The organism is Alcaligenes aquatilis (assembly GCF_003076515.1).
Classification (GTDB): Bacteria; Pseudomonadota; Gammaproteobacteria; order Burkholderiales; family Burkholderiaceae_B; genus Alcaligenes; species Alcaligenes aquatilis.
The window spans coordinates 1,243,800-1,262,900 of the sequence record NZ_CP022390.1 but is presented as its reverse complement, the minus strand read 5'-3'; the positions used below and the strand labels follow the sequence as shown (position 1 = coordinate 1,262,900).

General features: G+C 55.1%; 14 protein-coding genes. 9 read left to right on the top strand and 5 right to left on the bottom strand.

Going from position 1 to position 19,101, the window contains the following annotated elements:
• Positions 1-90: 90 nt before the first annotated feature.
• Positions 91-1,383 carry an NCS2 family permease gene (locus tag CA948_RS05840; protein WP_094196894.1) on the bottom strand — a complete coding sequence of 431 codons (1,293 nt, stop codon included), beginning with the start codon at positions 1,381-1,383 and terminating at the stop codon, positions 91-93.
• 188 nt (positions 1,384-1,571) lie between these two features.
• Here CA948_RS05840 and tsaD point away from each other — a divergent pair, with 188 nt between their 5' ends.
• Positions 1,572-2,630, top strand: a complete 1,059-nt coding sequence (tsaD, locus tag CA948_RS05835) for a tRNA (adenosine(37)-N6)-threonylcarbamoyltransferase complex transferase subunit TsaD (protein WP_094196893.1) — start codon at positions 1,572-1,574, stop codon at positions 2,628-2,630.
• Between the two features lie 3 nt (positions 2,631-2,633).
• Here the strand turns inward: tsaD and plsY are convergent, their stop codons facing one another.
• Positions 2,634-3,275, bottom strand: coding sequence for a glycerol-3-phosphate 1-O-acyltransferase PlsY (gene plsY / locus CA948_RS05830; protein WP_094196892.1), 642 nt, complete (start codon positions 3,273-3,275; stop codon positions 2,634-2,636).
• A gap of 114 nt (positions 3,276-3,389) precedes the next feature.
• Between plsY and surE the strand changes: the two genes are divergently transcribed.
• The 4 genes from surE to rlmD all read left to right on the top strand — a co-directional run bounded on the left by surE (position 3,390) and on the right by rlmD (position 7,407).
• Positions 3,390-4,130, top strand: coding sequence for a 5'/3'-nucleotidase SurE (gene surE, locus CA948_RS05825; protein WP_094196891.1), 741 nt, complete (start codon positions 3,390-3,392; stop codon positions 4,128-4,130).
• The gene (locus tag CA948_RS05820) at positions 4,127-4,951 is read left to right on the top strand and encodes a protein-L-isoaspartate(D-aspartate) O-methyltransferase (protein WP_094196890.1); all 825 of its coding nucleotides are present in this window, start codon (positions 4,127-4,129) and stop codon (positions 4,949-4,951) included. Before surE ends, CA948_RS05820 begins: the two co-directional genes overlap by 4 nt.
• Before the next feature lie 23 nt (positions 4,952-4,974).
• Positions 4,975-5,799, top strand: coding sequence for a peptidoglycan DD-metalloendopeptidase family protein (locus CA948_RS05815; protein WP_094196889.1), 825 nt, complete (start codon positions 4,975-4,977; stop codon positions 5,797-5,799).
• Between the two features lie 297 nt (positions 5,800-6,096).
• Positions 6,097-7,407 carry a 23S rRNA (uracil(1939)-C(5))-methyltransferase RlmD gene (gene rlmD / locus CA948_RS05810; RefSeq protein WP_238988657.1) on the top strand — a complete coding sequence of 437 codons (1,311 nt, stop codon included), beginning with the start codon at positions 6,097-6,099 and terminating at the stop codon, positions 7,405-7,407.
• Positions 7,408-7,736: 329 nt separating this feature from the next.
• On the opposite strand, the gene CA948_RS05805 is transcribed toward rlmD, so the two are convergent.
• Positions 7,737-8,405, bottom strand: coding sequence for a TetR/AcrR family transcriptional regulator (locus CA948_RS05805; RefSeq protein ID WP_094196887.1), 669 nt, complete (start codon positions 8,403-8,405; stop codon positions 7,737-7,739).
• Positions 8,406-8,632: 227 nt separating this feature from the next.
• Here CA948_RS05805 and CA948_RS05800 point away from each other — a divergent pair, with 227 nt between their 5' ends.
• Both CA948_RS05800 and CA948_RS05795 read left to right on the top strand, forming a co-directional pair.
• Positions 8,633-10,045: an NAD(P)/FAD-dependent oxidoreductase gene (locus tag CA948_RS05800; RefSeq protein ID WP_234354309.1), complete on the top strand. Its 1,413-nt coding sequence runs from the start codon at positions 8,633-8,635 to the stop codon at positions 10,043-10,045.
• Positions 10,046-10,199: 154 nt separating this feature from the next.
• Positions 10,200-12,650: a penicillin G acylase gene (locus tag CA948_RS05795; protein WP_094196886.1), complete on the top strand. Its 2,451-nt coding sequence runs from the start codon at positions 10,200-10,202 to the stop codon at positions 12,648-12,650.
• 357 nt (positions 12,651-13,007) lie between these two features.
• On the opposite strand, the gene CA948_RS05790 is transcribed toward CA948_RS05795, so the two are convergent.
• Positions 13,008-14,279 (bottom strand): IS256 family transposase, encoded by a 1,272-nt coding sequence (locus CA948_RS05790; protein ID WP_108727558.1) that lies wholly within the window; start codon positions 14,277-14,279, stop codon positions 13,008-13,010.
• Positions 14,280-14,327: 48 nt separating this feature from the next.
• Between CA948_RS05790 and CA948_RS05785 the strand changes: the two genes are divergently transcribed.
• A complete protein-coding gene (locus CA948_RS05785) occupies positions 14,328-15,956 on the top strand; it encodes an AAA family ATPase (protein WP_108727557.1) in 1,629 nt (542 codons plus the stop codon).
• Positions 15,957-16,223: 267 nt separating this feature from the next.
• Here CA948_RS05785 and argH read toward each other — a convergent pair whose 3' ends face one another.
• The gene (argH, locus tag CA948_RS05780; protein WP_094196884.1) at positions 16,224-17,645 is read right to left on the bottom strand and encodes an argininosuccinate lyase; all 1,422 of its coding nucleotides are present in this window, start codon (positions 17,643-17,645) and stop codon (positions 16,224-16,226) included.
• Positions 17,646-17,790: 145 nt separating this feature from the next.
• On the opposite strand from argH, the gene CA948_RS05775 reads away from it, so the two are divergent.
• Entirely contained in the window at positions 17,791-19,101 is a 1,311-nt protein-coding gene (locus CA948_RS05775) for a mechanosensitive ion channel family protein (RefSeq protein WP_094196883.1), read from the top strand.

Genomic DNA, 19,101 nt, shown 5'->3' with positions numbered 1-19,101 from the left:
ATGGTGTTCAGCCGCTTCGTTAAACATGTGATCAGTGTACTCGTTTTCCAGACAGCCCTAAAGCGCCAAACGAGTTTAAAGCATGCTTTTTCATTCCGTAGCGATGGCGTATTTGATCACGAACAAGATGGCCACAATCAGCGTGGCCAGGTGAATACTGCGCCAGCGGCCGGTTGTCAGTTTCAGGATGACGTAGCTGATAAATCCAAAGGCCAGACCGTTGGCAATCGAGTAAGTGAAGGGCATGGAAAAGGCAGCCAGAGCAGCAGGGACAGCCTCGGTCATGTCCTCCCACTCCACTTCAGTAATTTCACGCATCATCAAGCACGCCACGTACAGCAAGGCGGGGGCGGTGGCGTAGTTGGGCACGGTAGCCGCCAGGGGCGAGAAGAACAGGGCCAGCAGAAACAGCACGCCGATAGTCAGGGCAGTCAGACCGGTACGGCCGCCGGCTTGCACGCCCGAGGCGCTTTCCACGTAGGCGGTGGTACTGCTGGTGCCTAACATCGAGCCGGCCACAATGGCGGTGCTGTCGGCTAAAAGGGCGCGACCCAAGCGATTGGGTTTGCCTTCCTCGATCAGACGGGCACGTTTGGCAACGCCGATCATGGTGCCAGTGGCGTCAAACACTTCAACCAGTACCAGAACCAGAATTACGTGGACAAAGCCGGTGTGCAGAGCACCCATGATGTCCAGTTGCATAAACGTGGGCATCAGAGAGGGCGGGGCGGAGACTACGCCACCGAACTCGCTATGACCGGTCAGCATAGATAAAACGGTCACGGCCAGAATGCCGATCAGAATTGCACCACGTATTTTCAGCGCATCCAGGGCGGCAATAATGAAGAAACCTAAAATGGCATACAGTGCGGCTGGTTGGGTCAGGTCACCCAATGTAATTTTGGTGTCGGGGTGAGCGACCACAATGCCCGAGTTCATCAAGGCAATCAGGCCCAGGAACATACCAATACCGGCGGCAATCGCGCTTTGCAAGGATTTGGGAATGCCCCGAATCAGCCAGGATCGGATGCCAGTCACCGTCAGGATCAGGAAGATTACGCCGGAAATAAAGACCGCGCCCAGTGCTTGTTGCCAGGTATAGCCCAGGGAGGCGACCACGGTGAAGGCAAAAAAAGCGTTCAGGCCCATACCCGGCGCCATGCCGATAGGCCAGTTGGCCACAAAGGCCATGATGAAGGTGCCCAAAGCGGCGGCCAAGCAGGTAGCGACAAAAATAGCGTTGCGATCCATGCCTGTGGAGGACAGGATGTCTGGATTCACAAAAATAATATAGGACATGGTCAGGAAGGTGGTAATACCTGCCAGGACCTCGGTACGAACGTTGGTGCCATGCTCAGAGAGTTTGAAGAGACGTTCAAACATGGGCAGCCTCCTTGTGATTATTAGGCGATCGGAGCTTGAGATTATCGATGCGGGATTTTAACCACGAGTGTGCCACGGCGTCGCCCCCCTTTGTCGCGATGTATCGGCACAACCCCGACACTATCCGCTGATTGTCTTGAGGGGATAAATTCCTATTTTCCCCAATACAGCAGGCTAAAATAAGCCCTATGAATATTCTTGGATTTGAAAGTTCCTGCGATGAAACCGGCGTGGCGCTGGTCAGCACGGAACAGGGCTTGTTGGCCCATGCCTTGCACAGCCAGATTGCCATGCACCGTGAATACGGTGGGGTGGTGCCTGAACTGGCCTCTCGCGATCATATCCGCCGTGTCCTGCCCTTGACACGTCAGGTGCTGGCTTCTTGCCATATGCAGCTCGATCAGGTCGATGCCATTGCCTATACCGCCGGTCCTGGCCTGGCCGGGGCCTTGCTGGTGGGAGCCAGCGTGGCGCAGTCGATTGCCTGGTCGCTGAAGAAACCGACCATTGCCATCCATCACCTGGAAGGCCATTTGCTCTCGCCTTTGTTGGCCGAGCCGCGTCCGGACTTTCCTTTTGTGGCTTTGCTGGTCTCGGGTGGTCATACCCAACTGATGCGCGTGGATGGCGTGGGTCAGTACGAATTGCTGGGTGAAACGCTGGACGATGCGGCGGGCGAAGCCTTTGATAAAAGCGCCAAGCTGATGGGCCTGGGCTATCCCGGCGGCCCGGCCCTGTCGCGTCTGGCTGAACAGGGAGACCCCAGCGTCTACGAGTTGCCGCGTCCCATGATGCATAGCAAGGATCTGGATTTCAGCTTTAGTGGTTTGAAAACTGCCGTGCTGACGCGCCTGCGCAAGCTGGAAGCGCAAGAGGGCGGGATGACTGAACAGCAACGCGCTGATCTGGCCGCCGCGACCGAGGCCGCGATTGTGGATGTGTTGGCCGCCAAGGCCGTCAAAGCCTTGAAGCAAACCGGCTTGAAACGTTTGGTGGTTGCCGGTGGTGTGGGTGCCAACCGCCACTTGCGGGCGTATCTACAAAAAGCCGTGGCGCGTTTGAAGGGCGAGGTGTTTTTTCCACCGCTGGAGTTCTGTACCGATAACGGTGCCATGATTGCTTTTGCGGCGGCCATGCGGGTCAAACACGGTTTGGCGACGTTAGATGATAGTCAGCATGGCTTTGCCATTCGGCCTCGCTGGGATCTGGCCTGTGTAAATCAGCCCGTCTCCCCGCCAGAGCGTTAGTATTTATTTTTTCTTGGAACCGATCTTGCTTTCTTTGCCTGTCAGCAGACGGCGAATGTTCTCTTGGTGACGCCACAGCAAGAAAGCACTGATCAGGACCAGGGCGGTGGCAATGGACGCATTCATGGGCCAGACCACCTTGGCACCGAGTAGGTAAAACAAGGGAGCGAACACGGCACTGATAATGGCGGCCAGTGAGGAGTAACGGCTGACATAGGCAATAATCAGCCAGGTGGCTGCGGTAGCCAGAGCCAGCCAGGGCAGCAGGGCCAGGATGACACCCAGCGCGGTTGCCACGCCTTTGCCGCCTTTGAAGCCCAGAAAGACCGGGTATAAGTGACCTAAAAAGGCAAAAAAGGCGCTGACGCCCAGTAACGTGGGTGCCCAGCCCCAGTTGCTGATGGCCTGTTGGGTCAGAAAGACAGCCAGCCAGCCTTTGAAGGCATCGCCCAACAAGGTCAGAATGGCTGCTTTTTTATTGCCGCTACGTAGTACATTAGTGGCTCCCGGATTTTTCGAACCAAAGGTGCGAGGGTCTTGCAAGCCCATGATCTTGCTGACGATTACGGCAAACGGCAAAGACCCCAGCAAGTAGGATAAAAGGGCGACAAGCGGTACAGCCACAGCAAAAGAAACGGCGTTCATGAGGATTGAGCTCCACAATTATTGTTGCGCGGATTCTACCGGCCTTGCAGCAAAATACCAAAGGCAGCGGGTACAATTTGCTGCCCCTGTTAGATTTTTAACGGAAAAGTAAGCATGCGTATTCTGGTCTCCAACGATGATGGCTATACAGCAGCCGGTATCGAGGCGTTGTATGAAGCTTTGCAAGGGCTGGGCGAGCTAACTGTCATTGCACCTGAGACCAATTGCAGTGGTGCCAGCAATTCCCTGACCTTGAATCGTCCCTTGTCGCTGCGCCAGGCCAGCAATGGTTTTTATTTTGTGAATGGTACACCGTCTGATTGTGTCCACGTGGCGCTGACCGGTTTGCTGGACTTCCGTCCCGATCTGATAGTGTCCGGTATCAATAATGGCGCCAATATGGGTGATGACACTTTGTATTCGGGCACGGTCGCTGCTGCGATGGAAGGCCATTTATTCGGCATTCCCGCGATTGCCTTTTCCCTGATCGAACGGGGCTGGAAAAACCTGGACAGCGCGGCGCGCGTGGCACGGGACTTGGTGCAGCGGTGTCAGAAGCAGCCACTGGCGGCCAATACCTTATTGAACGTGAACATTCCGTGCCTGCCGTATGAAGCCCTGACAGGTATGCAGGTGACGCGCTTGGGCAAGCGCCACCCCTCGGAGCCGGTGGTGAAAAGCCAGACTCCTTATGGCGAACCCGTCTACTGGATTGGTCGTGTAGGTGGCGTGTCCGATAGCGAGCAGGGAACGGATTTCGGAGCGATTGAAAGCGGTGCGGTGTCGATTACTCCCTTGCGGGCAGATCTGACGAATCACGATCAACTGGCTGGTTTGCGGGACTGGGTGCAATGACAAGCAAACCCGGCAAACGCTATCCCTTCGCGGATGGGACACGGAACCGGTTTGGCAAGTCCAGCCTGGGCAGTGGCTTGTCTGCCAGCAACAGCAATACGCGCATCGTGCAACGGGGTCAGTTACAACCGACACCGTCGGTCAATTTGTCACCGCAAGTGTCAACAAGTGTCAATCTGGGTTTGAACTCGGAACGCTCGCGTGGCATGATGATTGAGCGCTTACGCCGACAGGGAATTACCGATGAACGGGTGTTGGCCGCCATGCAGGTAGTGCCTCGCCATCAGTTTGTTGATCAAGGTTTGGCCAGTCGGGCCTATGAAGATGATGCCTTGCCCATTGGCTTTGCGCAGACCATCTCCCAGCCTTGGGTCGTGGCTCATATGATCAGTTTGGTGTGTGACCAGAAAATACCGAATAAAGTATTGGAAGTCGGCGCCGGGTGTGGTTATCAGGCCGCTGTTTTGGCACAATTGGTCAAAGAAGTGTACGCCGTGGAACGCATCAAAGGTTTGTGCGATATGGCCCGCGATCACATGCGTCAATTAGGTCTGTCGCAACGTGCTCGAATACTGTTTGGTGACGGAATGCAAGGTTATCCTGCGGCAGCCCCGTATGATGCTATTGTTGTGGCGGCAGCCGGTCCGGTCATTCCCAGAACCTTATTGGAACAATTAACATTGGGGGGGAGGCTGATCGCCCCTGAAGGTACGACACAACAGCGCCTGGTTTTGGTGGAACGCACCGGACAGGCTTCGTGGCGTCGTGAAGAACTTGATGCGGTTCGCTTCGTGCCGATGCGAGCCGGAACCCAGATTTAGTCAGATATTCTCAGGAGATTTTTATGCAGCATGCAGTCAGGTTACCGTTAACCGCTGCTTCCACCGGTACACAGTGGTTCTTGACGCCCCGTCAGTGCCTGGTGGCGGCTGTGGTCACCAGTACCCTGCTGGCTGGTTGTGCAAGCCGTAACGAGCGTGCCCCAGTCACCGACCTGAGTTCTTCTTCGGCGGCGGGCAGCGTCAGCAGTGCCACAGGTACCTATGTGGTACGTCCTGGCGATACGCTTTACAAAATCGCCCAGGCACACGGCATGGACGTGAACTCGCTGATCCAGTTGAACCAGATTACCGATCCTTCCATGCTGCGCGTGGGCCAAACCTTGCGTCTGGATGGCAATACCTCGATGGCGGCAGTCAACACTCGCCCAGCCGGTAGCGGTAGCACACAGACCTCGCCCGTCAGCCCGGCCACTCCGGTCAAGACTGAAACACCTGTGTCTGCGCCTCGCGCTAGCGACGCTGCCCTGATCGCCTGGGGTTGGCCTGCCAGTGGCAAGATCATCCAGGGCTTCAATGCCTCGACCAAGGGCATTGATATTGAAGGCAAGGTGGGTGATCCCGTGGTTGCCGCTGCGGATGGCAAGATCATGTATGCCGGTAATGGTGTACGTGGTTTAGGTTCGATGGTGTTGGTCGGTCATAGCAATGGTTTTATTACCGCTTATGCCCATAACAGTGTCTTGCACGTTAAAACGGGCCAGCAGGTGAAGAAGGGACAGCGTATTGCCGATCTGGGTCAATCTGACACCACCTCGCCACGGCTGCACTTCGAGATTCGTCGTTCCGGTACGCCGGTCAATCCGATCTCGTACCTGCCTACGCGATAAGCTCGGTATCTGGACTGACAAGAAAGCGGCTTTTGGCCGCTTTTTTTGTGTACTGTGTCTGGCGCCTGGGTGCTCTGAGGCTTTTAACGGAGATGGGCCCTGACGCTTGCCCGCGCTGTTTGCTGACCCTCCTGGGCATGGTGGGTTCACCCGCTGTGCTCAACCGCTCTTGCCGCATTCTGCTTGTTTTTACCCGCTGTGCGGAAGGCTCATTGTAAAATCAGCGATTCGCCATCATTTGCTGCAATGCAACTGCGCCATTTTGCTTGGCAGGACGCTTATTTAGGTTTTTATCGAATGTCTGACGTATTGTTAATTGAATCGCTGGATCTGGAAGGACGCGGCGTCGCCCATAAAGAGGGCAAAGTGGTGTTTGTGGAAGGTGCTTTGCCTGGCGAGGAAGTGCTGGCCGAGACGGTACGCTCCAAAGATTCATACGATAAAGCCCGTATGACGGCTTTGTTGAAAGCCTCGTCCCAGCGTGCCGAGCCTCCCTGTCCCAACTTTGGTGTCTGTGGTGGCTGTGCCATGCAGCACCTGGAGCCTTCGGCCCAGGTGGCGGTCAAACAGCGTGTGTTGGAAGACTCCCTGGGTCATATTGGCAAGGTCAAACCTGGCCGCGTCTTGGCGCCATTGCACGGTCCCTACTGGGGTTATCGTTATCGCGCCCGTTTCTCCATGCGCTATGTGCCTAAAAAAGGCGGAGTGCTGGTGGGTTTCCGTGAAAAGAATGGCCGCTACGTGGTGGACATGACGGAATGTCGTGTTTTACCTGCCAAGGTGTCCGCCTTGCTGGCGCCTTTGCGCACCTGTCTGGCAGGCCTGTCCCGACCGGATCGTTTGCCTCAGATCGAGCTGGCCATGGGCGACAAGATCACGACCTTGACCTTGCGTCATATGGAGCCATTGACGGGCGAAGATATTCAACGCCTGCAAGACTTCGGCCAGGAGCACGATATTAGCTGGTGGTTGCAGCCTAAAGGCCCTGAAACAGCGCACCCTTTGTTGCGTGAGGATGCGGACAAACTGGCGTACGCACTGCCTGAGTTTGATCTGCGCATGCCGTATCGCCCTACGGATTTTACGCAGGTGAACCACGACATTAACCGCAGCCTGATCTCGCGTGCCTTGACCTTGCTGGACGTCAAACCCGAGCACCGTGTGGCCGACTTGTTCTGTGGTCTGGGTAACTTCAGCCTGCCGTTGGCACGCCGCGCCGCCGAAGTGGTCGGGATTGAAGGCAGCAGCACCTTGACCGAACGTGCCGGTGAAGCGGCCTTGGCCCATGACCTGCAGGACAAGGCGAAATTTGCTACCCTGAACCTGTTTGAAGTGGACGTGCAATGGCTACGTGACCTGGGGCATTTCGACCGCATGTTGATCGACCCGCCGCGCGATGGTGCCTTCGCTGTGGCCACCGCTTTGGCACAGTTGGAAAAGCACGAACGCCCCGAGCGTCTGGTTTACGTTTCCTGTAGTCCAGGTACGTTGGCGCGCGATGCCGGTGTACTGGTGCATCAAGGTGGCTATACGCTGGAATCAGCCGGTGTGGTGAATATGTTTCCGCACACGGCGCACGTGGAATCGATTGCGGTTTTTACGCGTTAAGCATACCTAAGCGGGCTGGATATAAAACGCCCCAAAGGTTGGATGAGTGTCCAACTTTTGGGGTGCAGTTCAGTTTGCGGGGCGTTTTGTTTTTCCTGGGTGGCTTTGTCAGCTCGTTAGGTCAAGGTGCCGTTGTTTTCAATGCCGATTACTTCGGCGGCATGACGTGCTAAAGGCCGGTTGGAATGTTGGTAAGGACCTGTGCTTGGCTTAATCTGATGGCCTGAACCGGCTCATGCTGTTGCCAATGCGATCTGCTCTTTGCCGCGATGCTTTAGATCTAGGCAGACCAGTCTGTTTTGTCTGCTGGACTCCGTCTGTTTCTGGCTTCACTGTCCTTGGGTAGGCGTCGCCGCTTTACCGGCATGGGCAATCAAGCCATCGTGTATCAGCTCCATCATCATTTTGAACACGTGATCGGGCTGCAGGTTGACAAAACGCGGCAGAATCTGGCGCAGCATAGGCACATCCTCAGCAGGCCATTGCTCCAGTTCGTTCAGTTCTTCTTCTGTGACCGGGCGGATAAGTCCACCGAGTTCGCCCTGAATCAGTCCATATAAAGCGGCGTACCAGCCCACACAGGCGGCGGGGATTTCGGCATCGCTCAAACCTGCGTCGCGCAAGGCCCGGTACACCTGTTCAAGCACCCGATAGTCAGCCTTGCCGGTATTCAGAAATCGCTGCATCTGCCTGAACGTCTGCGGGTGGTTTAAGGCCAATTCGCGGTATTGTCGGGCTAGCTCATAGAGGCGTTCCGCCCACGCGAGCTCTGTATCCACAGCTTGAATGCGACTTGTCAAATAATCAGCCATCGCGCGCAGCAAACCTTCTTTGGACTTGAAGTGGTAGAGCACGGCCATTGGATCGCAGCCGACGCGCTCGCCCAGTTTGCGTAAAGAAAAGCCGCTGTCTCCGGCTTCTTCCATCAAGGTGACGGCAGCGATGGCCAGCTCGTCCTTATTCAATTTGCGGGTACGCGTGGAGGGTGCTTGTGCCAATAGAGTTCCTTTGTCGAAGCGGAGATAAAAAGGGTTGATTTGCCAAGTTTAACTCTACAGAGTAGAATAAATTAATTCTACAGCGTAGAAGAAGATCGTTCCATTCCGTTTTTGCAACGGGGTGTTGATAACGAGACAGAACGGAACGCCGCGTTGACGGGGCGTCACCGGAGCATTCCGCTCTGTGATCCAGGCGGCCAAAGGGCCGTAACAGACACAGGACATTTATGCTGATTTCTAAACCCACACTTTTAAACGATGTCTCTAGCGCAGAGAGCTTGCTGGTCAGTAATCCCCGATTGTGGAACTGGCGCAAAGATCATCTGAACGACGCCGTCGCGCCCGCGACGTATTACGAAGCATCGCTTGCCCCCTGGACCCGCTTTGATCCTCTGCAAGCCGACACGCAATGTGATGTGCTGGTGGTAGGCGGTGGCCTGTTAGGTGCCTCGACCGCCTTGCATTTGGCCCGCTCCGGCCTGGATGTGGTGCTGGTGGAAAAAGACAGTATTGGCTCTGCCGCCTCAGGTCGAAATGGTGGCCAGTTAACTCCCGGTTTGGCCCGTTGGGAAGCGGCAGATATGATTGCCCATCTGCCTTTGGATGAAGCCCGCCGCTTGTGGCGCTTTGCCTCGCATGAAGCGATGGATTTGCTCGATCAGATTGCTCAGGATTACGAACTGGATTTTGATCGTCGTCGTGGCCATTTGACGGCTGCGGTTCATGCAGGCCATATGGGCGCTCTGGTGGAGGGGGCGGATGCCCGCCGCTACCTGGGCGATACCAGTGTGGAGATTGTGGGTAGCTACGAACTGGAACAGGAAATCCGTTCACCGCTGTATCACGGTGCCGTGGTGGATACTCTGGGCGGACAACTGCATCCCTTGGCGCTGTTGCGGGGGCTGGTGTATGGCCTGGTTCAGCATGGTGGTCGGGTTTATGAAGGCAGTCCGGTCGAGGAGATCGAGCAGACAGAAAAGGGTGCCTTGGCGGTCACTGCCGGTGGCACGATTCTGGCGCGTCAGGCCTTGGTGCTGGCCGTCCATGACACGACCTCGCAGTTCTTGCCTACGCAGTCCAATACCACCGTCCCGTTCTATACCTACGTGGGCGTGACTGAACCCCTTGAGTGCCCGGTCAGCGAGCTGCTGCCAACGGACCGTGCGGTGTACGACACCCAATTCCAGATCGACTATTACCGTGCCGTGCGTCAAAACCGCTTGCTGTTTGGCGGGCAGGGTACGGGCACCAGTTGGTCCCCTGAACGTATCAATGATTATTTGCTGGATCGTATCCAAACGGTATTCCCACAGCTGGAGCAGGTGCAGCTGGAGTTTTCCTGGAGCGGGATCAGTGACTTCACCCTGAACGGGGCGACCGACTCGCGCAAAACCGAGGATGCGGTGCCCGTCTACATGGTGCATGGCTGGAGTGGCCACGGCGTGGCGCAAACCGTGCGTATTGGTAAAGCCATTAGTGACGACGTCATGGGTCGCAACGAGGACTTTGCCATGTTGACGGATATTACCCACCGCAGCATTCCGTTGGGCCATCAGTTATCGGGTCTGGCGATCCCTGTGGTCAAAGCCGCCATTGGCATGATGAGTGCGGTGAACCCCGGCCGCCTGGTGTCTTTCTAAGTACGTTTTCAAGTCCTTGTTTAGCGGCGCTGACTAGGGCAAGCCCTCACTTGTTTTCGATCCTGATTGCTTTACATTGTGATTTCCTATTTGTATTGGCTTCAATATTTTAGGTTCATAAGAATTATCAGTATCATAAAAATGAGGGACAGATATGCAGAAAGGGCTTGTTCGTACAGGGGTTGCGGCCGCTGGTTTGATTTTGGGTTTGGCGTGGGCACCGGCTCATGCGCAAGTGCAGTTGGTAGAGGTGATGCGCGACAGCTATGGTGTGCCGCATGTCTTTGCCGACAGCCACTATGGCTTGTATTACGGCTATGGTTATGCGGTCGCCCAAGACCGTCTGTTCCAGATGGACATGGCGCGTCGCTCCTTTGTAGGTACAACCGCTGCCGTCCTAGGCCCTGGCGAGCAGGATGTTTACGTCAAGTACGACATGCAGGTCAGGCAGAATTTCACACCCGCTTCCATACAGCGGCAAATCGCTGCCTTGTCCAAAGATGAGCGCGACATTTTCCGTGGCTATGCTGATGGCTATAACGCCTATCTGGAGCAGGTGCGACGACGTCCCGAGCTGCTGCCCAAAGAATATGTAGACTTTGATTTCCAGCCCGAGCCGCTGACGGATTTTGACGTGGTCATGATTTGGGTCGGGTCTATGGCTAATCGCTTCTCCGACACGAATCTGGAAGTGACGGCGCTGGCCATGCGTCAGTCTTTGGAAAAAGAGCACGGCCCGGAACGTGGCCGTGCTTTATTTGATGAGCTGCTGTGGATCAATGACACAACAGCTCCTACCACGGTTCCGGCTCCCGCTGCCGAGCACAAGCCACAGGCGCAAGCAGGGACGCGGAATCTGGCTCATGTTTCCTCGCAAGTGCTGGCTGCCGAGCTGGAACGTCAGGACAAGCACTGGGGTGGTCGTGGCCCGGACTTTGCGCCCAAGGCCAGCAATTTGTGGAGCACTCGCCCCGAGCGCGTTCAGGATGGGTCTACCGTGCTGATCAATGGCCCGCAGTTTGGCTGGTACAACCCGGCTTATACCTACGGCATCGGCTTGCACGGCGCGGGCTTTGATGTGGTGGGCAACACGCCTTTTGCTTATCCAATTGTTCTGTTTGGCACCAATAGCGAGATTGCCTGGGGGGCGACTGCCGGTCCTCAGGACGTGGTGGATATGTACCAGGAGAGGCTGAATCCGGCGCGTGCCGATCAGTACTGGTTCAACAATGCCTGGCGCACGATGGAGCAGCGCAAGGAGCGCATCCAGGTGCGTGGTCAGGCTGATCGTGAAATGACGATCTGGCGCACCGTACACGGCCCAGTGATGCAGTTTGATTACGATCAGGGCACGGCTTACAGCAAGAAACGCAGTTGGGATGGTTATGAGGTGCAGTCCTTGCTGGCCTGGTTGAACGTGGCCAAGGCCCGCAACTGGACGGAGTTTCTTGATCAAGCCAGTAAGATGGCGATTTCCATTAACTGGTACTACGCCGACAAGCACGGCAATATTGGCTATGTCTCGCCGGCCTTCCTGCCCCAGCGTCCTGCCGATCAGGACATCCGCGTGCCTGCTAAAGGGGACGGCAGCATGGAGTGGCTGGGCATCAAGAGTTTTGACGCGATTCCCAAAGCCTACAATCCACCCCAGGGCTATCTGGTCAACTGGAACAACAAACCTGCGCCGGACAAGACCAACACGGATACGTACTACTGGACTTACGGCGATCGCATGAACGAGCTGGTCAGCCAATATCAGCAGAAAGACGTATTCAGCGTGCAGGAGATCTGGACGTTCAACAAGAAGGCGTCCTATAGCGATGTGAACTGGCGCTACTTCCGTCCACATCTGGAAAAATTGGCGCAAAGTCTACCTGCCAATGATGGTAGTCAGGCGGCGTTGACGACCTTGTTGGCCTGGGATGGCATGGAACACGATCAAGCCGGGCAAAATACCGGACCGGCACGGGTGTTGTTCAAAACCTGGCTGGAAGAAATGTACAAGCAGGTTCTGATGCCGGTGGTGCCCGAGTCCCATCGCACCATGTACAGCCAGGCAGGTTTTGCCACACAGCAAGGTCCCAATCCTGGTTCCATCAACTTGAGCATGGGCACCAAGGTACTGTTGCGTGCCTTGGCCCTGGAAGCCAATCCTGATCCCAAGCGTGTGAATGTTTTTGGTGAGCGCTCGTCTCCAGAAATCATGCACACGGCTTTGCAAAATGCGCAGGCCCGCTTGAGCCAGGAGCAGGGCGCTCAGATGGAGCGCTGGACCATGCCGACCTCGGTGCACCGCTTCAGTGACAAGAATTTCACAGGCACCCCGCAGACAACGTTGGGCAATACCTTTGCCTTTACCGGCTATCAGAACCGTGGCACGGAAAACAACCGTGTGGTGTTTGATACCCAGGGCGTGGAGTTCTGCGATGCCATGCCACCCGGCCAAAGCGGTTTCACCGACCGTAATGGTGTGCGTAGCCCGCATTACGAGGATCAGTTGAAGTTGTACGAGAACTTCGAGTGCAAGACCATGGATGTGACGCATGCGGACATTCGTCGTAATGCGCAAAGCAGCACGATGCTGTTGATTCAGCCTCAGCCTTAACGTTGAGTGCGGCACCTGCACTTTGAGGCGGTGCCGCTTCTTCGATCCTTGCTGGAGGATTTGGCAGGCCAGGAGGTGTAGCTAGTAAAGGTAGCTTGCCAGTATCAGCAGCGAAGCTGAGTACGAAGTCTACGCTGCAAATCCGGGCAGGCAGGATTGGAAGTAAGTCGAAGCGGTATAAATATGTTGACTCAGGGTGATCTAACAGAAGCTGGCAGATCTATCGGGCAGAAAACGACCCTTTGAGGTCGTTCGTTACCACGAGTTGAGTGGCCTGAAAGCAGTTCTTCACCCTTGAAAACCGCTATGTCTGCTGGGAGTATCCGTTTTTTCGTGGGCGAGGCGGGTGAGTAATCTTTACCCTCTGGCCTGCGTAAACCGCTCTTCAAACAGGATGGCGAATTGATTCATCGCCGCTTTCCAATCAAAGGTAGCCCGCACCGATTTATTGAGTACATTGCGCAGCGCCAGCCACAGCAGCTTGATCGCGGCCTCATCAGTGGGGAAGTGCCCTCGGGTTTTGATGATTTTACGCAATTGCATGTTCAGGCTCTCGATGGCGTTCGTGGTGTAGATCACGCGTCGTATATCAGGCGCAAAGGCAAACAAGGGAACCACGTAGTCCCAGGCCCGCTGCCAAGCGGCCACAATCGTCGGGTATCTCTGGCCCCAGACGCTATTGGCAAAGTCTTGCAAGGCCTGGGCGGCCTGTTGTTCGTTGGCCGCCGCATAGATGGGGCGCAACGCCTGAGCGATCGGTTTACGGTCCTTCCAGCTCGCATAGTCCAGGCTTGTGCGGATCAGATGCACGATGCAGGTCTGAACGGTGGTCTTGGGAAAGACCGCTGCAATCGCCTCGGGCAGTCCTTTTAAGCCATCGACTACAGCGATCAGGATATCCTGGCACCCTCGGGTCTTGATCTCATTAAAGACCTTGAGCCAGAATTTGGCCCCTTCCGTTTGTTCGATCCACAGGCCCAGCACGTCGCGCTGGCCATCGGCCTGCACCCCTAGCGCCAAATACACCGCTTTATTACTGACAACGCCGTCACTGCGAATCTTGACACGCAGTGCATCAAAAAACACGACCGGGTACATGACCTCCAAAGGCCGATTCTGCCAACTGATCGCCTCAGCGATCACCTCATCGGTGACCGAGCTGATGAAGTCCGGCGAGACCTGCGTGCCGTAACTCTCGGCTAAAAAAGCCTGAATCTCGCGCACGCTCATGCCTCGGGCATATAACGCGATGATGCGTTCATCAAAGCCGGTAAAGCGGCGCTCATGCTTGGGGATCAGGACAGGCGCGAAACTGCCATCACGGTCTCTGGGCAACTCGACCCGTACCGAACCATGCTCGGTCAGGATCGTCTTGCCACTGACACCGTTGCGCTCGTTCGCCTGCTCGGCCGGCTTGTCCTGGCCGGGCGGGTAACCCAGGTGCAGGTTCATCTCCGCATTCATCGCTCGCTCAATGATCGCCTTGTTAAAGGCCAACATTAGGTCTTGGACTTGGCCAGGGCTCATTGGTCCCTTGACCAGTTCATCGAGCAACGCCGAGGGAAGCTCGGGCAAAGGGCCACGTGCGGCCGCTTGGGCGGCGATTGTGCGTCTCTTCTTCATGGGCATATCCATGCTGGTAACCTCGCATAATATGCCTCACCCACAAAATTACGGATAGGTTCCAGCGCCCCATCTATTAAGAAGCTTCACGAAGAAGCAAATAGCCTGCTCTCAACCACACCAACGTTCTCAAACACGCTAAAGCACCTAGAAGAAAATCCAGCTATTGAGCGATGGATTGAGGACGGCCTTGGGCTGCATGCTGAGCCAGGTACTTGCGAGTTCTGCGGTAACACAGTTACGCAGGATCGGCTCGATGCTTTTCGATCCCACTTCTCTAAAGATCTAGCTGAGCACAAGAACAAGGTGCAAGATCTTCAACGACGTGTTGAGGCTGCGGCAATCAATATTGAACTCCCCAAACCTGCTGAGCTGAATCCACAGTTCAAGGATGCCTATATCGAAGCCTGCAAACCGCTCGAAGAAAAGGTCAGGGCATTCAATTCAGCTCTGAGCACACTAGTCGAAGAGGTGAAAAGCAAGGTGGAGTTCCCAAGGAAATCTATTCAGCCTGCCCCGATCTCTGAGGATATTGAATCAGGCATCAGCAATACCCTCGCTGCTATCAATGTGGTGATCATGGCGAATAACGCTCTTGCTGCCAACTTTGTCCACGCTCGAAAGGATGCACTGAAGAAGGCGAAAAATCACTTTGTTCAAGAGGCGTCCGACAAACTGGAGGCAGAAGGCCGCGAAAGAAAAAAGAAGATCATCATAGCAAGAATGGACCGCCTTCAAACCTTCGTGCAAAGGCTTCAATCGGAGTCTGAGAAGCTGCAAGCAGAAATAAGCCATGCACAACGGGGCCGAGAGCAGATAAATGAACGGCTTGCTTCGATGCTTGGAAGTCAGGCCATTCAGATCGAGGTCACCAAAGATGCGAGTAACCAAGAGCGCTTCCAGCTTGTCAGAAAAAATGGAGGAGTCGCCAAGAATCTTAGTGATGGTGAGAGGACGGCCGTTGCCTTCTCTTATTTCCTAACCAAGCTCAAGGAGCTTAAGGAAGATGAGTTCAAAGAAACTATTGTTTACATTGACGACCCGATCTCAAGCCTCGATAGCAATCACATTTTTCAGGTGACCGCAGCCATAAACGATCTGTTCTTCACGAAGGTAAGGCAAACGAATGGAAGTGAGGCGTGGAAGACGGCGTGCAAGCAGCTCTTCATTTCTACTCACAATTTTGAGTTCTTCAATTTGATGCGAGAGCTAAAGCCAGATAGCAACAGCGAGGCCAGACTATACATCGTAAAACGCATCAGCGAGAACTTATCAGAGTTGCGAGACATGCCTGCATCTTTGGCACGCTATGGCTCAGAGTATCAATTCCTGTTCGATCAGATTTACAAGTTCCACACATCTGCCGACAAGATCGGACATGAGCATCTGCTTATTCTTCCGAATGCATTAAGGCGATTTGTTGAACTCTACACATTCGCACGAATCCCAAGTACGCAGAGAGAGACTGTAGATCAGCGAGCAGCTGAGCTATTCGGCAAAGAGCGGGCTAAATCCATTCTCAAGTTCTTGCACACGTTTAGCCATGGAAACACGATTGAGCGAATTGTGGGGAATAATGAATTAATTTTTCTTCTGGAGGAAACCGTCAAAGCAGTTTTTGAGGAAATCCAGCAGGAAGACAAACGACACTGGAACGCCCTAATTGCCTCAACGACGAACTAGCCGCCCATGCGGCAGGTGCTGATTCAGCATCTAATCTCGAGTCTGGTTCATCTGGTGAGCTGCAGCGTTCCTACCTAAAGCACACTTGAATTTTGAATCACTCCGAAGCGGCTGCTCCCGAAGGGCCATTCTTGGCCAAAAGCAGCAGTTCCAGTCCCAACCCTAACGCAACTGACAGAACACGTCAGATCAAATCTGAGTCAATGCCAAAAAAAAAGCCGCTCCTGTTTCAGGAGCGGCTTTTTCTACTTCCAGCCGAAGCTCTTATCAGCCTGGAATACGATCCAGAATACGCTGTGCCTCGATACGCACACGCTCGGGGGCGGTGCCGCCGATGTGTTTGCGCGAAGCAACCGAGCCTTCCAAGGTCAACACGCCAAAAATATCCGATTCAATACGGCTATCGAATTTCTGCAGTTGCTCCAGGTTCAGATCAGCCAGATCGCAACCCAGTTGCTCGCACTCGCGCACGGCCAAGGCCACAGTTTCGTGGGCATCACGGAAAGGCAGGCCTTTCTTGACCAGGTAATCAGCCAGATCAGTAGCGGTAGCAAAGCCTTGCAAGGCAGCAGCACGCATGGCTTCAGGCTTGACCTTGATGCCGGAGATCAGGTCGACAAAAATGGTCAGGGTGTCGCGAATGGTATCAGCCGAATCAAACAGACCTTCCTTGTCTTCCTGGTTGTCCTTGTTGTAGGCCAGGGGTTGGCCTTTCATCAAAGTCAGCAGGGCAATTAGGTGACCATTGACGCGACCGGTCTTGCCACGGGCTAGTTCGGGAACGTCGGGGTTTTTCTTTTGCGGCATGATGGAACTGCCGGTGCAAAAGCGGTCAGCCAGATCAATAAAGCCCACGCGGGGGCTCATCCACAGCACCAGCTCCTCGGAGAAGCGGGAGATGTGCGTCATGATCAGGGCGGCAGCGGCGCAGAATTCGATGGCGAAGTCGCGATCCGACACGGCATCCAGCGAGTTGCGGCACACATCGTCAAAGTTCAGCAGCTTGGCAACCATTTCGCGGTCGATGGGGTAGCTGGTACCGGCCAGAGCGGCAGCGCCCAAAGGCAGGCGGTTCACGCGTTTGCGGCAGTCTTGCAGACGCTCGGCGTCGCGCTGGAACATTTCAGCGTAAGCCAGCAAATGGTGGCCAAAAGTAACGGGCTGTGCCACTTGCAGGTGAGTAAAGCCAGGCAAAATAGTGTCTGCCTGAGCCAGCGCCAATTCAGCCAGCTTGCGCTGCATCTGGGCCAGCAGGTCCAGGGCAATGTCGATTTCATTGCGCAGCCACAGGCGGATATCGGTGGCGACCTGGTCATTGCGCGAACGGCCAGTGTGCAGGCGCTTGCCCGCATCGCCAATCAGCTCGACCAGACGTTTTTCAATGTTTAGGTGTACGTCTTCCAGGTCCAGCAACCACTGGAACTGGCCTTGGGCGATTTCGTCCAGAATCTGGCTCATGCCGCGCTCAATGTCGGCCTTGTCCTGCTCGGTGATCACACCGACGGCAGCCAGCATGCTGGCGTGGGCCAAGGAACCCTGAATATCAAAGCGGGCCATGCGCTTGTCAAAGTCCACCGACGCTGTGTAGCGTTTGACGAGGTCAGAGACGGGCTCGGAAAAACGAGCCGACCAGGCCATGGCCTTATTGGCGAACTGGTCTTGGGAAGAGGGGGGGGTGTTTGTTGACATAGAGGGTGATTATAGTGGATTGGACGGGCTGACGCAGGTCATCCAGTCCCGCAGAAAACAGACGCTGTGCAGTATATTAGATAGTTTTGAGACTCTAGGAAACCATGCAGGCCCTTTTTGGGGCTGGTGGGATAAGGAAGAATACATGGAGCAAGACAGTACCTTTGCCGATTTGTTGGGATGGCAATGGATCGAAGCGTATTTACCGCAGGATCGCTGGGTACAGATATTGGCCGGTTTGGCGATGCTGACTGTGCTGGTCTGGGTTGTCAGTTGGTTGACCAGTTCCGTTCTCTCGCGCCTGGTACGGCGTTTGCTGAAAGTGGCGGGCAAAGATGACTGGGCACGAGCCTTGGTGAAAAAACGCTTTGTGCGCAATGTGGGCTATGCCGTGCCTTTGTTGGTGGTCAGCTCAAATCTGACCCTGTTGCCCTTGGCCAAGACTTTGCTGGAGGTGGTCGAACGGGTGGCCTTACTGGGCTTTCTGGTCTTTCTCATCATGGCGATTGTCAGCCTCTTGGGAGCGTGGCAAGAGGTCTACGCCAACTCCAGCAAGGGGCGCACCAAGTCCATCAAGGGCTATGTGGAGGTGGCCAAGATAGCGGTGTGGGCGATTGGCATTATCGTCATGATCTCCATCATTCTGGATCAATCGCCTGTCTTGCTGCTCTCCGGTCTGGGCGCCTTGTCGGCCGTGCTGTTGCTGGTCTTTAAAGACACCTTGCTGTCGCTGGTGGCCAGCACGCAAATGAGCACCAATGACATGTTGCGCATCGGCGACTGGATCGAGATGAAGCAGGCCGGGGCAGACGGTTTTGTTATTGATATCGCTCTACATACGGTCAAAGTTCAGAACTGGGACAAGACCGTCACGACTATCCCCACCTACAAGCTGTTTTCCGAGAGCTATCGCAACTGGCGTCAGATGTTCGAGTCGGGGGGGCGACGCATCAAACGTACCTTGAGCATTGATGCTTCTAGCGTTCGTTTTCTGACTCCGGCCGAAGTTGATAGCTTGTCGCGTTTTGCGTTGCTGCGTGATTATTTGGCTGAGAAAAAAGAAGATTTGGAGCGCTCCAATCAGGAGCTGAGCCGTGCGGGTATGGATGCGGTCAACTATCGCCGTCTGACCAATCTGGGCACCTTCCGTGCCTATTGCACGGCCTATATCAAACGCCACGCTGAAATTCACCAGGACATGATCCAGATGGTGCGCATGATGGACCCTACGACAGAGGGTATCCCGATCGAGGTGTATTGCTTTACTAATAAAACCGCCTGGGTGGACTATGAGCGCATCCAGGGTGACATTTTTGACCATATTCTGGCGGTGCTGCCTGAGATTGGCTTGCGTCTGTTCCAGTCGCCCACCGGTCGGGATTTGAGCCTTGGCTTGAGTCTGGCAGCCGAAAGCCACCGCCCGTCTTTGTCGGGCAGTGCGAAAGATCCTCTTTAA